The sequence below is a fragment of the Paraglaciecola algarum genome, assembly GCF_021532655.1.
Taxonomy (GTDB): domain Bacteria; phylum Pseudomonadota; class Gammaproteobacteria; order Enterobacterales; family Alteromonadaceae; genus Paraglaciecola; species Paraglaciecola algarum.
This window is the reverse complement of sequence record NZ_JAKGAS010000002.1, coordinates 1-14515: the sequence shown is the minus strand read 5'-3', so window position 1 is coordinate 14515 and position 14515 is coordinate 1. Positions and strand designations below refer to the sequence as shown.

The following is a 14515-nucleotide window of genomic DNA, read 5'->3' as shown; positions in this document are numbered from 1 at the left end:
AATTGCTATGAAAAAAGTGAAAGTCAGTTTTATTTTTATTTGGTTTTTATCAAGTTGTACGTCAAATAATGTTTCTCAGATTACAATAAAGCAGCCTAGCCAAGAAAAAAATATACTATTTTTGTTTATTGATGATCTTCGTCCTGAGTTGAAATCATTTGGAGCGAAGCATATTCATTCACCAAATATTGATGAACTAGCAGCCAATAGCAGAGTATTCTTAAATCAATATGTAAACTCTCCTAGCTGTGGGCCGTCAAGGTATTCATTATTAACAGGTCGTTATGGGCCTAGTAATAACAGTGCGTTGCAATTACGGGGAAAGGCGATTAAAAATGGCCTAAAAGGGGTTTCACCGAGTATGCCGGAGTGGTTTAAGCAGCATGGTTATACCACTGTGTCGGTAGGGAAGGTATCTCACCTTCCCGGTGGTCGAGGTGGCGAAGGTTGGGCTGATGATACGAAATTAGAAATGCCTAATGCATGGACCAAGCATTTAATGCCAGTTGGTGAATGGCAAACTCCTAAAGGTATGATGCACGGTTTAGCTCATGGTGAAGTGCGTAACAACGCAAAAGACATGGACTTGTTTCAGTCGGCAGAGGGCGGTGATAGTATTTATCCTGATGGTTTGATTACTGACGAAGCAATCAAACAACTAAAACTCTTGAGTCAAGATAAACACACTCCATTCTTTTTGGCGGTAGGCATTATCAAACCTCACTTACCTTTTGGTGCACCGAAAAAATATTTAGATTTGTACGAAGGCGTTGAATTTCCTGAAATCCCTTATCCCAATAAACCTCTGGGATTATCCACTTGGCATGGGTCTGGCGAATTTATGAAGTATAATCGCTGGGGTAAAAATCCAATTACAGACCACACTTTCGCCGAACAAGTTCGCCGCCATTACGCTGCAAGTGTGAGTTATGCCGATGCTCAAGTAGGAAAAATACTCAAACAACTGAAAGAGTCTGGGGCAGATAAAAATACCATAGTGGTGCTATGGGGAGACCACGGTTGGAACTTAGGTGAACACGCCATTTGGGGTAAACATAATTTATATGAAGAAGGTTTACGTTCACCATTATTGATTTCTTATCCAAATATGCCTATGCGTGGTGTGAGCACAACCGCAGTAGTCGAATCCGCTAGTATCTTTCCAACCTTAACGAAATTGGTTGGTCTGCCAGATCCACAAAACATTCACGGGCGTTCGATCATTGATCAAGTGGCCAATCCCAAAGCGAAAGGGCAATACGCCTATTCTTACCGAGGCAAAGATCATACCTTACGAATGCAAGGTTATAGATTAACCTTATTTAACGGTAAAGATGTTGCACTTTATGACCACAACAGTGCTGAAAAGGAAACGAATAACGTAGCTGCTCTGCACCCAGATATTGTGAATCAAATGTTGCCAGTGCTAAAAGCTCGCATGTTGAAGAATGATAAATACTAGGCTTATAAATATTGCTGGCGATCAAGGGCTCTTAATTCATATATTATCGGAGCCTTAGTATTGGTTTTTATATATATTTTCATGATTACCATATTTTTTGCACATTGAGCTAATCAGTTGAATCTATAGTTGGTTAATTTTTAAGATACCAAACAAATTGAAGATGTTTCGTTTGGCTACTACCTTTGTTTTTTCCTAATGATGAAATAGCTTTGCACTTTGTCGGTTAGTCTACTCAGCGTGGCTAACTGCCAAAGATTGTCTTTCAATAAATTTGCCATTCATAATAATCCAATTAATAGAATCGTAAGCATTAATCGTTTTAAGTGGATTGAGATCTAACAATAGTAAGTTTGCACGAAATCCTTGTTTGATTTGGCCAATGGTATTTTGCATGCCTAAGTTTTTAGCGTTATTGATGGTTAATCCCGCAAAAAGCTGATGCAGTGACAAGCCTGCATCTAACCAGCGATCCATTTCAAATCGGCCATTGATGCCAGGGAACTGAGTATAAAAAGGCCCACTCGGCGTATCGCTACCAAACAGCAATGTGGTGCCATTTTCAGCAAGTAAGTGGCTCATAAGATTGACTTGTTCAATCGGGGTTTTGTAAGTTGTTTTCACTTTACTATAAAGTTCCTTTTTGTTTTTACTGGAGAACAAAAACTGCGCGGCCATAATTTCTGTCATCCATTGTCCTTGCTCGCTTTTAAACCACTTAATTAAATCGGCAGGCATAGTGTTAATTACCCGCTCATCGTCAAAGTATGCGTTGTTAAACAGTTCTTGCTCACCGTGTATTACCTGAATGGTTGGCTGTATAGCAATATCTTTGTTACTAAATTTTTTGGCAAATATCTTGAGTTTATCTTGGCTGGCATTTTGAAATGAGCCCCAATGCCACATACCGTGAACAACTGTGTCTACACCTGTGGCCAGCGCAAATTCATAAGAGACTTGCGAATTGCCATGCAGGTAGACAGGTAAACCCAACTCATGAGCGTATTTTACCAATGATTGAACTAGTTCTACTGCGGGCACTGGCAAGCCTTTCTTTGGGCCAAAACCTGTTTCATAGAATACTTTAATGCATGTAGCTCCGTCGGTTTTGACTCGGTTAGCTATAGCTTTAGGACTGTGTTGCACAGCGTTAAAGTTAGTTGGATATAACTGCTTTTGCGATGAATCAAAAAGCATATATTTAGCATGGGGTACTAGAAATTGTTCATGTTTATCTAACCAAGCCATAGGGTAACCGTTAGGAATGGTAACCGGTGCGCAACGCAGTGCTTGTGGGGCAAGTTCATTGCTATTCCATTGGTCAATAAACTCTGCGCTCCCAGTGAGATCTAAAAGTGTGGTGAAACCAAAATATAAGTAGTTTCGAGGAATTTGTTGCAAAGTATTTTCGACCAATTCCTTGTTCATTGAGCCATCATCTTTGTAGCCCGGTATTCCACCTAAATGAACATGAGTGTCAATCAGGCCTGGTATTAGGTATTTGCTTGTGGCATCGATGACTTTGCCTTGATGTTGTAGATTTTCGCCCACGGCTATGATGGTATTTCCTTGTATAAGCACATCGCGGGTGGCACTTGCTGTTGGGTTATCGCCAGAAACGATGCGAGCATTACGAATAAGCAGACTGTTGTTATCAGCTTGGTTGGCATGCACTGTATTGGTTAACATGTTTGTTAGCACTATTAATATATAGGCACTAACCATGAGAAAAATTTTTACGTGGTAGTGTAATGCTGGGTTATAAAAAGATTTATTAGTCATCGAGCGTTCCAGTTAAAGTAAGTTTTGAAGGCTCATATTTGACCGAAATAAGCTTATTAACGACCTAAAACGCGATCGAGGACTGTTTTATTGCATTTTCAATGAAAATTGAGATGTTTAGTTCAGATTAAGTTGGTTATCATTCTTGGTTATGACTGCAATGCTTAGCAATATTCAACTTCTCAATTTGATCTTGTATCTGTTACTCGCGGTACACTTTTTTACTGTGCAAGCGAAGCGCAGATTACCTTCTAGTTTACTTGGTATTAATTATTTAATGTACGCCACCCTAAGTGCTCTGTTTATTATTCAGTTACACAAGGTTCAATTTCCACTACTTTTCCTTAGGCCATCCATTACCATGTTGCTGGGCCCTATGTTGTATCTTTATTATCAAAGTATCCGGCGAGCAAAAGAGCAGGCCCTGCTGACAAGGGATTGGTTGCATGTCATACCCGCTTTGCTGGTGGCGTTATCAATAGTGAGTGAGAGCCCACTTAGTAAATGGGTCGATATGGCAATACTGGCTAGTTATTGCGTTTATTTTTGTTTGATAGTGATTGTTTTATGGGGCGGTTCGAAAAACTTGAGTCACTTAGGTACTTACGCGTCTACAGCAACCCTGTGGTTGTTTATTCTAGCGGGTGTCATGTTAATAAATATTTTGGTCGAAATAGGCATTTACATTGAGATTTCAAACGGCACACCACTTACCCAAACGGTTTCATTTCCATTGGGTATTTCCTTTATATTATTAATTAGCGTCATTACCATAAGCGCGGCTTTACGTCGCACTGTATTAATGGAGTGGATGTACGAGTTTGGCGAAAAAACAGTAGAAAAAAACACACAGATAAAAGCAGACCATATCGAACTAACATCGTTGTTTGAACGCTGGAAAGTTTTAGTTGAAGCCCAGAACATCTATCAGCGTGATTTTGGTATTACTTTGACAGAAGCGGCTAAAAAACTACAGGTGCCTGCACGGCAATTATCTAATGCAATTAATTATTGTTATGGAAAAAGTTTTTCTCAATTTTTGAATGACCGTAGAGTTGCAGAGGCCAAGCGCATCATGAACGAACAGCCAGAATTGAGTGTTATTGAGGTGAGCAGTAACTCAGGCTTTAGTAGCAAGTCTAATTTTAATAAAGAGTTTAAGCGAGTTGTAGGTTTAACCCCTAGCCAGTACAAAAAAGTGCAATAGAGCCAAGGTATTAGTATGGTTTTATTGTTAATTACATGGATTAGTTAGACATCAAAAGCGAAACGGTTGTTTATTTTTTTTTCTGATCTTGTTAGTTCCTAGGTTGATCATAACAAATGATAAGGTTTTTACTTTGTATGAACAAAGCAGTGCTATAAACGAACCCTATTATTTTTTAATTAGCACTTTTTTGATTTAAAGAATGCAACAATAAATTAGCCAAAAAATTAAATTTAAGTAGAGATGATGGTAATATATTCGGCTATAAAGTAATAAGTAGATAATTATGAATCGTCGTAAAAAAGGCAATCAAATATTAAAAGCTAGAGCTAAGAAAGCGAATGCTAAATTGTCAGGTAAGAAAAAGCCTAAATATATCTGTAAGGCTGATCGTGAAAAAATGGCTCTTGAAGATAAACAAAATAATCAAGACATATTGAACGAATAATACTGGGTGATTTTTTGTAGTAATTGGAGTTATGCCATTCTGGTCGAAGATTGCAAATATACTAATAGTAGGTGCTCATAAATCCTCGGGCGTAAGTATCAAAAAATTGTTTTGCGACCTTCTCTTCATTCAAGTCCATTTCACGACCTAATAATTGCTCATAGCAGGTCAGCGTCTGATCCAGTCAACCATTGATTGCCTTCTTGGAGCAGTTTTAATATTTAACTCGAATAACTGCTTGCGTGAATTAATTTAGCGTTACTGGTCATGCCAAAATGTAGGTGATTGTCATTTTAAATGGGGAGTTATACAATTGGTCTGATACCAATTAAAGGTTTAACATTGAACTGCGAGCGAGTGAGTATTCGCAAGCTTAACATCGAAGAGTTAGTGAATAGGCATTAGAGTTACCTTATACTGGCCAACCAACTCAATAAATAATTAAACGACGACTTTTAAAGTGAAACATTCTATGCCTAATGCCGAACACCTTAGCCAAAGGTTATATCTCCAAATCGCTGATAAGTTGGCTGAAATGGTGCGAAATGGTGAGGTGAAAGTAGGGGCTCGCTTTGCCGCTGAGAGAGAGTTAGCCGCGGATTATGGTGTCAGCCGTTCAACCATTCGCGAAGCTATGATTGCTTTAGAAGTGAGTGGTTTAGTAGAGATCCGCTCTGGTTCAGGCATTTATGCTTTAGACTCATCTCGCAAAATGACAACTACTATTGCTAATGAAGATTTACCTGGACCATTTGAAGTGCTAGAAGCTCGGATGCTACTAGAGGCTGAATCCGCTAAGATAGCCGCGCAACGCATCAGTAATGATGAGCTTTTACAACTTAAACAATTATTGGTCTCTATGTCTGACGCCATTGAGCAAGGCGATATTGAAGAAGCTGAAAAAATTGATCATGCTTTCCATTTAGCCATAGTCACAGCCACTAGAAATGGAGCGCTTGTACCTATTTACGAGTGGTTATGGCAAGTTCGTGAATTGTCAGAAGTGAGTAAAAGGTTTCATCTTAAATTACGGGACAAAGGATCTACACCTAAACTAGATGAACACGTGGCTGTATGTGACGCATTAATGCAGCGCGATGGTGAAAAAGCCAAGGCAGCTATTCAAGCCCATTTATCAAAAGTAATGAGCCGTTTAACTGAATGCAGTTTGGTGTAATTTGTTCAAGTTAATCCGTAGTTATAATTGAATAACTACGGTCTATTAACCGTTTATTTTAAGCTAGAATATCCTTCACCACTTTTCCGTGCACATCGGTTAACCTGAACCGACGGCCTTGATATTTAAAAGTAAGCCTTTCGTGATCAACTCCCATTAAATGCATGATAGTGGCATGTAAGTCATGCACATGCACTGGATCTTTAGTCACGTTGTAAGCAAAGTCATCGGTTTCGCCATAAGACATGCCAGATTTTACTCCGCCGCCTGCCATCCACATAGTGAAGGCATTGGGGTGATGGTCTCGTCCATAGGCTTTTTCAGTAAATTTTCCCTGACAATAACTGGTGCGGCCGAATTCTCCACCCCAAACCACTAAGGTGTCGTCTAATAAACCTCTTTGTTTTAGGTCTGCGACTAATGCAGCAGAAGCTTGATCAGTTTCTCTACACATTTGCCGAATACCACCTGGTAATCCGCTGTGGTGATCCCAGCCACGATGGAATAGTTGAGTGAACTTAACGTTTCTTTCGGCTAAACGACGAGCTAACAAACAGTTGGCAGCAAACGTACCTGGCGTACGTGAATCAGGGCCATACATATCGAATACCCAGTCTGGCTCATCAGAAAAATCATTTACGTCTGGCACTGAGGTTTGCATGCGTTGAGCCATTTCGTATTGAGCTATGCGCGAGTGGATTTCGTCATCCATGGTTTTAGCGTATTGAATGCCATGTAATTTGGACAGATAGCTCAACATTTCGCGTCGGTCGTGTCTGTCTATGCCTTTGGGGTTATTCACGAATAATACAGGATCTTTTCCCGCTCTAAACCTTACACCTTGGTGGATTGAAGGTAAGAAACCATTACCCCACAGTCGGGCAAATATCGGCTGGCCCTTATTTTGGTTGGTCAACAACACAATAAATGGCGGTAAGTTGTTGTTATTACTACCTAAGCCATAGCTTAACCATGCACCTAAACTAGGCCGGCCGGCAATTGGAAATCCAGTTAGAATAAAGGTGGCTGCGGGATCATGGTTAATGGCGTCAGTTTGTACAGACTTAATAAAACATAAGTCGTCGACTACTTTGGCAGTGTGAGGTAATAACTCACTCACCCAAGCGCCAGATTCTCCATGTTGTTTAAAATTAAATACTGATTTTACTAAAGGTAACGAAGTTTGCTGAGCTGTCATTGTGGTCAATTTAGTATCGCCACGGACTTCACTAGGTATTTCTTGGCCGTGCATTTTATTCAACATGGGTTTGTAGTCGAATAATTCCATTTGTGATGGTCCACCACTTTGAAATAAGTAGATCATTCGTTTGGCTTTAGCTGGCATGTGTGGTTTGCCTAACACCCCATTTAAGCTGTTATCAGGCAAAATTAATTTTTTGTCTTCGGCATTGTCAGCAAGAGTAAGGCCTGACAAACCGGATAAGCCTGCAGCGGTACCTGTCAAAGTCGCTGCTTTTAAAAACTGTCTGCGATTTAATTCGTTCACTTTTTATCTCCAGCTTAGCGTTTTATAACGGTAGCGTCATGATTGATAATTAAGTTGGCAACAGCACTTAATGCAGCCACTATGGTTTTGCCTAATGATGGCTGAGGTGATTTTTCACCTATTGCTAATAGGTGCTCAGCTTCTTCTGGTGCCTGAGTGTATTTATCTAAGAATGTGGTATACATCTCGCTCATCACACTTAGTTCATTTTCATCAGGATATTGACTGGTTAACAAACGATAAACTTGAATTAAACGTTCATTATTATCTGCTGTATTTGTTATGACTTTTTCTGCCAACACTCGGCCAGCTTCAACAAATTGCGAATCATTCATCATGGTTAATGCTTGCAATGGTGTGTCGGTAGCTTGGCGTGCACCTACTGTATAAGTTCGAGTGGGTGTGTCGAAATTATGCATGCTGGGTGGCGGCGCATTACGTTTCCAGACTGTGTACATGCTACGACGATACAAATCGTCACCTTTACTTTGTTTATACTCAGCGCGGTTCATTTTCCATAAACCTTCTGGCTGGTATGGATAAACACTTTTGCCACCTATTTTATTCACTAGTAGCCCACTTGCGGCTAACACATTGTCTCTTAACATCTCGGCTGTGAGTCTTACCCTTGGGCCTCGGGCAAACAAGGTATTTTCTGGATCAATCGTTTTTAATGTTTTGTCTGCCACTGAGCTTTGTTGGTATGTTGCCGACATAGCTATGGTTTTTATTAGATGTTTAACATCCCAACCAGAGTCGACAAATTCGCGGCTGAGCCAGTCTAGCGCGTCAGGGTGAGTGGGCAGTTTGCCTTGGCTACCAAAGTCTTCTGGAGTGCGAACAATGCCATCGCCCATTAACATGGCCCAATAACGGTTGCTAATTACGCGAGAAACAAGCGGATGTTGCGGATCCGTTAGCCATTTAGCTAAACCAATTCGATTTTTAGGTAAGGAATCGTCGAAAGGATAAACGGCTTCGGGTACACCCGGCTCAACTTTTTCGCCATGATTTGAATACAAGCCTCGATCTAGTATGTAACTTTGACGGCGCTCACCCTCTAATTCTTGCATTATCATCATTTCGTTAATGGGTTCATTTAAGCTGTTATATTCATTTCGTAACTTGGTTAGCTGCGCTACCTTTTCAAGGTAGTTTTGGTTGTAGCGTTTATTGTAAAAATCTTGCAACGCAGCTGGGTCGTTTATTTGTGACTGGCTATAAGTTTCGCCAAAGGCTTGTTTCGCATTGGTTTGTATTTCAACCTTTGATAAATCTCTAGACCAAACCTTTAAATCACTGACTAAACTGTCTGCAGCCCCGCGATCTCGCCAGCGCGCTCCGACTTTTAATCCTGCCACTAAACCAAGGGAATCTTCTGCAGGGTGACTGATGTCTTTATATAGGTTATCTCGCTCAATAATTAACGGAATAGACTCGCCATTAATATAAAGACTAACGCCACTGGCTTTTGATGAGCCGTCGTAGGTAATCGCTAAGTGTTGCCACTGGCCTGTTTTAATAGGCTGTTCAGAGCGCATGGCAATTGCATTGTAAGGATAAGTGTGGGCAAAACGTACCAACCAGTGACCATCAACAATACTTAAGTCGAAACCTTTGTAAGCATATAAAGTGGAAGATTTATTATGATGGAAGATGGCCGCTTCTTTAGTCGACTCTGCTAACTTAGCTTTAATGGCTACGGTAAGTGGTGTTGCTCGGTTGAAATGATTTTCGTCAGGAAAATATAATGCATCATCTCCATTAAGTAATATGGCCTGATGACCTTGGTCTTCTTGGTAAACTAAGTCAGCCCCCGTTTTTTGGTTTTTATTTGAACTAAATAACACTCTGCCGTGTTTATCTTTGCGCACTTTATTCAGGATTTCTTTAGTGCTGTCCTTTGAGTCCAGTGGATAGTGCGCAACCAGCGCATCTCTTGCCAACAGGTCAACGGCTGCTCTTTGTATTTGCCAAATTTTAAATGCATCATCGCTGTTTTGAGCCGCAGATTTCACCTCGGCTTGAGCTTGTTCTATTTTACTATTTATTTCTTCCAGTGCTGATTTTTGTTCTCTTGTAGGCAACAACATAGTGGGTACTGGCATATCGTTGGCATCCCAAGATATTTGCCCTGAGTCATCATTGTTGTTAAACATGGCAAAGGTTTGGTAATAGTCTTTAGTGGGAACGTCGTCATATTTATGATCATGACACTGGGCGCAATGTAGCGTTAAGCCAAGTAAACCTGTACCCACCGACTGTACGCGGTCTTTTACATATTCTACGCGAAACTCTTCTAGTACCAGACCACCTTCATTATTTTGGGTATGCATGCGATTAAAGGCTGTGGCTAGCTTTTGTTCGTTTGTTGCGTTTGGTAATAAATCGCCAGCAAGTTGCCAAGTAATAAATGTGTCGAAGGGCATATTTTGATTAAATTTTTCGATGACCCAATCGCGATAGGGGGATACATCTCTGAACGGGTCGGTGGCATAACCGTGAGTGTCGGCATATCGGGCCACGTCTAACCACTCAGTGGCCACACGTTCACCATAAGAATCACTAGCTAATAAACGGTCTACAACTTTTTCGTAAGCATTGTCGCTATCGTCTGCCAAGTATTGGTCAATTTCTTCTATCGTTGGTGGCAAGCCGGTTAAGTCAAAAGATACTCTGCGAATGAGGGTTTCTTTACTGGCTTGTTCTGATGGGGTTAAGTTTTTATCTTCGATTTGTTTAAGTACAAAGTGATCAAGTGGGTTAACTGGCCAATCTTTGTTTTTGACATTGGGTAATGCTGGTTTTTGTGGAGTGATAAATGCCCAGTGCTTTTTATATTCTGCACCTTGCTTAATCCACTTTTTAATCATGGCCTTATCACGGTCAGACAAGACTAAATTGGAGTTTGGAGGTGGCATGATTATATTGGGATCAGTTGATGTGATCCTCTGTAAGGCTTCACTTTTTTTAGGTTTGCCTGGCACTATGGCGTGATTACCAGACTCGAGTACATGAGTTGTAGCGCGTTCAAAGGTATTTAAACTAAGTCCGGCTTTAGCATTAGGCAAATCTGGCCCATGACATAAAAAGCAAGTGTCAGATAAAATAGGTTTAATGTGAAAGTTGTAGTCAACCACTTCAGGCAAATCATGCAGTGCTGTTTCTGCATCCATAGATGAATCGTTGCCACAGGCGACTAAGCCCAATACTGAAGAAAGTACGGATATTGTTTTGAACTTTGCGGTAACTAATTTAGAAAACATTTGATTACACTCGCTCTAATTTTATGGGGTAGGTTTGGTTGGAGTTCCATTGACCAACGTATAAGTTTTCATCCTCATCAACACACACAGCATGACAGTGATTAAATACATCCCAGGTGGTATGCATATTTTGTAATTTTCCGTTTTTATAAACTGGTTCGGTACCACCTGGATTTGAGACAACTTTATTATGTTTATCCAAAATAGTAATAAAGCCAGAGTTGCTTTGACGTTTACCGTCAACCACTGACCAACAGACAGGAATGTAAGCGTAGTCGTTCTTAAATATTGGGCCGCCTACAAATGCGCCTGGGGTTTGAATTGTGCTGCGATATCTGCCATTCATTTCAAATAACTTAAGTTCATTCGCAGCTCTTGAGCTGACGACTAAATGAGGATCGGCAGGATTACGCACATCAATGCCAATGCCATGGGTATTACTTAAGTTATAGTTGGGATCTTGATTGTTTTTACCGCCCCAATGACGGATATATTGACCATTATGATTGTATTGAATGAGTCGATCAGAGCCATAACCATCAGTTATATATAAATCGCCATTGTCGGCAATGGCGATGTCTGTGGGGCGAAATGGATCTGAGGGCTGATAAATACCAATAGTTAGTGGATGACCAATTGTATAAATTAGTTTGCCGTCTAAGGTTAATTTACTGATAAAACCTTGCTGCGGAATAAATTTATTTTTGGCTGATTTCCAATTACCTGTTGTGACTCCATCCCAGTTGCGGTTTAGCACCCAACCACTGTCAACTATATAGATAAAATCTTCGCCATTTTCGTGATTTACTTTAACTGAGTGAGCGCCAGGATATTGAGTGCCCCAAGCATCAAGCAGTTTTCCATCTTTGTTGTAGATAACGAAATTATTTTTATCGTTATCCGTCACCATAACGATGCGACCTTTGGAATCAAAAGCTAAGCCGTGACAGTTTTCTACAGGCACTTTATGTGGATCTAAGTTGCCCCAAAAGTAATTTACCTTGTATTTAAAATCACCATGGCCAATGATTTTTCCGTGGGCACTTTCACGAGAAGCCTTTGGTAAAGGTTTTTTAGGTGGCTCATGGGCGGCTGAACTTTGACTAAAGGCCGACAATAATAATGCAGAACTCAGCGCTGAACTGTTCTTCATAAACTGGCGTTTACTGCAGTCAAAACCTGTTTTAGTTTTATTACTTGATGATATTTTGTTAGACATTATTTGGCCGCCTTTTTAGTTTCTTTGCCCAATGCTTGTTTAGTTGACTCTTGAAACTCAGCGAGTTTGTTGGATAAAGCAAAGACTTGTAAATCAGGTTTGATTGCAACTATTTCAGATATAGCTGTTTGTGTTACGCCAGTTTGACCAACATAAACCTGCTTTAAGCTAGGGAACTCGGTCAGGGTACGTAAACTTGAGTCGCTAATTTGGGTACCAAATAAGTTTAAATACTCTAGATTGGGTAAGGTTTGTAAGGACCTGATCCCTTCATCACTGACAGGCGTTTTGTTTAAGCGCAATCTAAGTAAATTAGGGAGCTGGGATATTTCAGCAATTTGCTCTTGAGTAATTTGGGAGTTAATCAAGTTTAAGTACGCGATATAGTCTTTTGCTGATACAAGTGCTGAAATAGCATCATCTGAAATGGCTTGTAAATTTGACGAATAATCTACGTCTAAATAATTGATTTTGCTTGCGATGGTTTTAACTAAGAACTCTTGTTTCTGTAATTGACCAATCACTTCTCCAGGAACTTCAGTTCGCTTGGCTAGCGGCCAGGCATTGTCTGCGGGTGCTAGGCCCAATGTTTGTGAAAGGGCTTTTTTGTCTTCTTTAGATAACGTAGACGCTTGTAATGTTCCTGACATTGGAGCACCAGCCTTTATCCACCAAGCGATTGTTTTAACTTGAGTGTCGGTTAAAGGTGTTTTGCCTTCCGCAGGCATAAATTTTTTATCATGTTCGTCTAGGGTGATGCGTTTATATAGTTCACTATTGCTTAATTTTCCGTCGCCAAGAGTATGTTCGATCTTTCCGCCTTTCTTAATGCCTTCAATATTGGCTAAGTTTAATTGCCCTTTCGCTTTTGAATCGTTATGGCAGCTAACACAATTAGCTTTTAATATGGGTTGTACAATATCTAGGTAAATGTCTGCTTGATCAATTTGAGTGATAGCTGGGCGCGGTGCTTTATGTGGTTCAAAGCCAGCAATAGTTCTTACAAAATTAGGCGCATGCTCAACTAAGTATGTTTCACCGTGAGTCATGTTAGCACCGTAATGGCCTGTGGCGAATAGTAGAAACAACTGCAGACTGACTAGAGCGCTGGTTAGAAGTTTCCCCACGTTCTTTTTATAGGAGAATAGTAGTGTGCAAATGATTGCGGTGACAGCCACAGATATGCCAAATGACTTGTGTATAAATACCGCGTTTTCATTATACCCGCCGCCTAATGAAAGCATGTATCCCAGAATGCAGGCAAAGATCGCCGAAACTGCGCCCCAAAACCAAACTTGGTTAAGTAACTTGGCTCTTTCTTTTTGAAATAAAGTGGTATGTATTTCAATTAGAGCAACGAGCAGCAAAATACCAATGGGTAAATGTAAGACTAATACATGGAAACGACCAAAAAACTGAATTAAATCCACAATAAACTCTAAACACGACAGAACATAATTTATATACTAATACATGATTCATATACGTATCAATGTTTATTGTTAACAGTTTTATCTTATTTATAACTAATTTTGTTAATCTATATGTATGATGCTCTGTGGTTAGTTCATTCCTTATATGTGATTAGTTGTTAGGTTCTGCTAAATATTCATCTTTTAGTTTGATGTAATTGACTGCTGATTGTTTTAAGAATTGGATCTCTTCTTCTTTTAATGGTCGAGCTTGTTTGGCTGGGTTGCCTACATATAAGTATCCGCTTTTCAGGGTTTTATTTGGCGGTACTAAAGTCCCACCTCCAATGAATACATCATCTTCCACTATCACACCGTCCATTATTATTGCTCCCATACCTACTAATATACGGTCACCTAAGGTACAACCATGTAACATGCACTTGTGTCCAACTGTTACATCTTCACCAATAATTAAGGGAAAACCTTTAGGGTTGTTTTCACTTGTTCTAGTGACATGCAGCACAGTTCCGTCTTGCACATTGGTTCTAGCTCCTATATTTATATAATTAACATCACCCCTAGCTGCAACAAGTGGCCATATACTCACATCGTCGGCGCAAGTCACATCACCCACTAACACAGCTGACTTATCTATATAGGTATCATTCCCAATTTTGGGGCTGGTGTTTTTGTACTGTCTAATTGTCATTCTTAGTCCGGTGAATTCATTTACTTGAGATCATAATAACAAAGAATATTGACAAATCAGGTCGAAATTGATGTTTAACTAGCCTAATTGCTCAGTAACTAACCGAACAGTAAAAAAGATTAAAAAAGGGGTTGCAGTGGGAGAAGTTATCTCTATAATGCGCACCTCGCTTCGGGGAGTCAGCCAAAACGGTGACCTTCGAGACAAGAAATATCTAGTATATCTCTTGTCAGTGTAATGCCTTTAAGGCTTTATATTTAGCGGGATGCAGCGAAGTGTTTAGTTTAAAATAAATTAAAATATTTTGTTGACATCGAATCGGA

General features: G+C 40.0%; 10 protein-coding genes. 4 read left to right on the top strand and 6 right to left on the bottom strand.

What is annotated here, in order from left to right:
• Positions 1-7 precede the first annotated feature (7 nt).
• Positions 8-1462, top strand: a complete 1455-nt coding sequence (locus L0668_RS03535) for a sulfatase (RefSeq protein ID WP_235310700.1) — start codon at positions 8-10, stop codon at positions 1460-1462.
• A gap of 231 nt (positions 1463-1693) precedes the next feature.
• Here L0668_RS03535 and L0668_RS03530 read toward each other — a convergent pair whose 3' ends face one another.
• Positions 1694-3244: an amidohydrolase family protein gene (locus L0668_RS03530; protein WP_235310699.1), complete on the bottom strand. Its 1551-nt coding sequence runs from the start codon at positions 3242-3244 to the stop codon at positions 1694-1696.
• Between the two features lie 160 nt (positions 3245-3404).
• Here L0668_RS03530 and L0668_RS03525 point away from each other — a divergent pair, with 160 nt between their 5' ends.
• From L0668_RS03525 to L0668_RS03515, 3 genes are all read left to right on the top strand, one after another.
• Positions 3405-4451, top strand: a complete 1047-nt coding sequence (locus tag L0668_RS03525; RefSeq protein ID WP_235310698.1) for a helix-turn-helix domain-containing protein — start codon at positions 3405-3407, stop codon at positions 4449-4451.
• A gap of 286 nt (positions 4452-4737) precedes the next feature.
• On the top strand, positions 4738-4899 hold the full coding sequence (locus tag L0668_RS03520) for a DUF2986 domain-containing protein (protein ID WP_235310697.1): 162 nt from the start codon (positions 4738-4740) through the stop codon (positions 4897-4899).
• A gap of 460 nt (positions 4900-5359) precedes the next feature.
• Positions 5360-6076 (top strand): FadR/GntR family transcriptional regulator, encoded by a 717-nt coding sequence (locus L0668_RS03515; protein WP_235310696.1) that lies wholly within the window; start codon positions 5360-5362, stop codon positions 6074-6076.
• A gap of 58 nt (positions 6077-6134) precedes the next feature.
• On the opposite strand, the gene L0668_RS03510 is transcribed toward L0668_RS03515, so the two are convergent.
• From L0668_RS03510 to L0668_RS03490, 5 genes are all read right to left on the bottom strand, one after another.
• Positions 6135-7583 carry a DUF1501 domain-containing protein gene (locus L0668_RS03510; protein ID WP_235310695.1) on the bottom strand — a complete coding sequence of 483 codons (1449 nt, stop codon included), beginning with the start codon at positions 7581-7583 and terminating at the stop codon, positions 6135-6137.
• Positions 7584-7597: 14 nt separating this feature from the next.
• Entirely contained in the window at positions 7598-10849 is a 3252-nt protein-coding gene (locus L0668_RS03505; protein WP_235310694.1) for a DUF1553 domain-containing protein, read from the bottom strand.
• A gap of 4 nt (positions 10850-10853) precedes the next feature.
• Positions 10854-12068, bottom strand: coding sequence for an NHL repeat-containing protein (locus tag L0668_RS03500; protein WP_235310693.1), 1215 nt, complete (start codon positions 12066-12068; stop codon positions 10854-10856).
• On the bottom strand, positions 12068-13498 hold the full coding sequence (locus L0668_RS03495) for a c-type cytochrome domain-containing protein (RefSeq protein WP_235310692.1): 1431 nt from the start codon (positions 13496-13498) through the stop codon (positions 12068-12070). The genes L0668_RS03500 and L0668_RS03495 overlap by 1 nt, the downstream gene beginning before the upstream one ends.
• Before the next feature lie 154 nt (positions 13499-13652).
• On the bottom strand, positions 13653-14192 hold the full coding sequence (locus tag L0668_RS03490) for a gamma carbonic anhydrase family protein (protein WP_235310691.1): 540 nt from the start codon (positions 14190-14192) through the stop codon (positions 13653-13655).
• Positions 14193-14515: the final 323 nt, after the last annotated feature.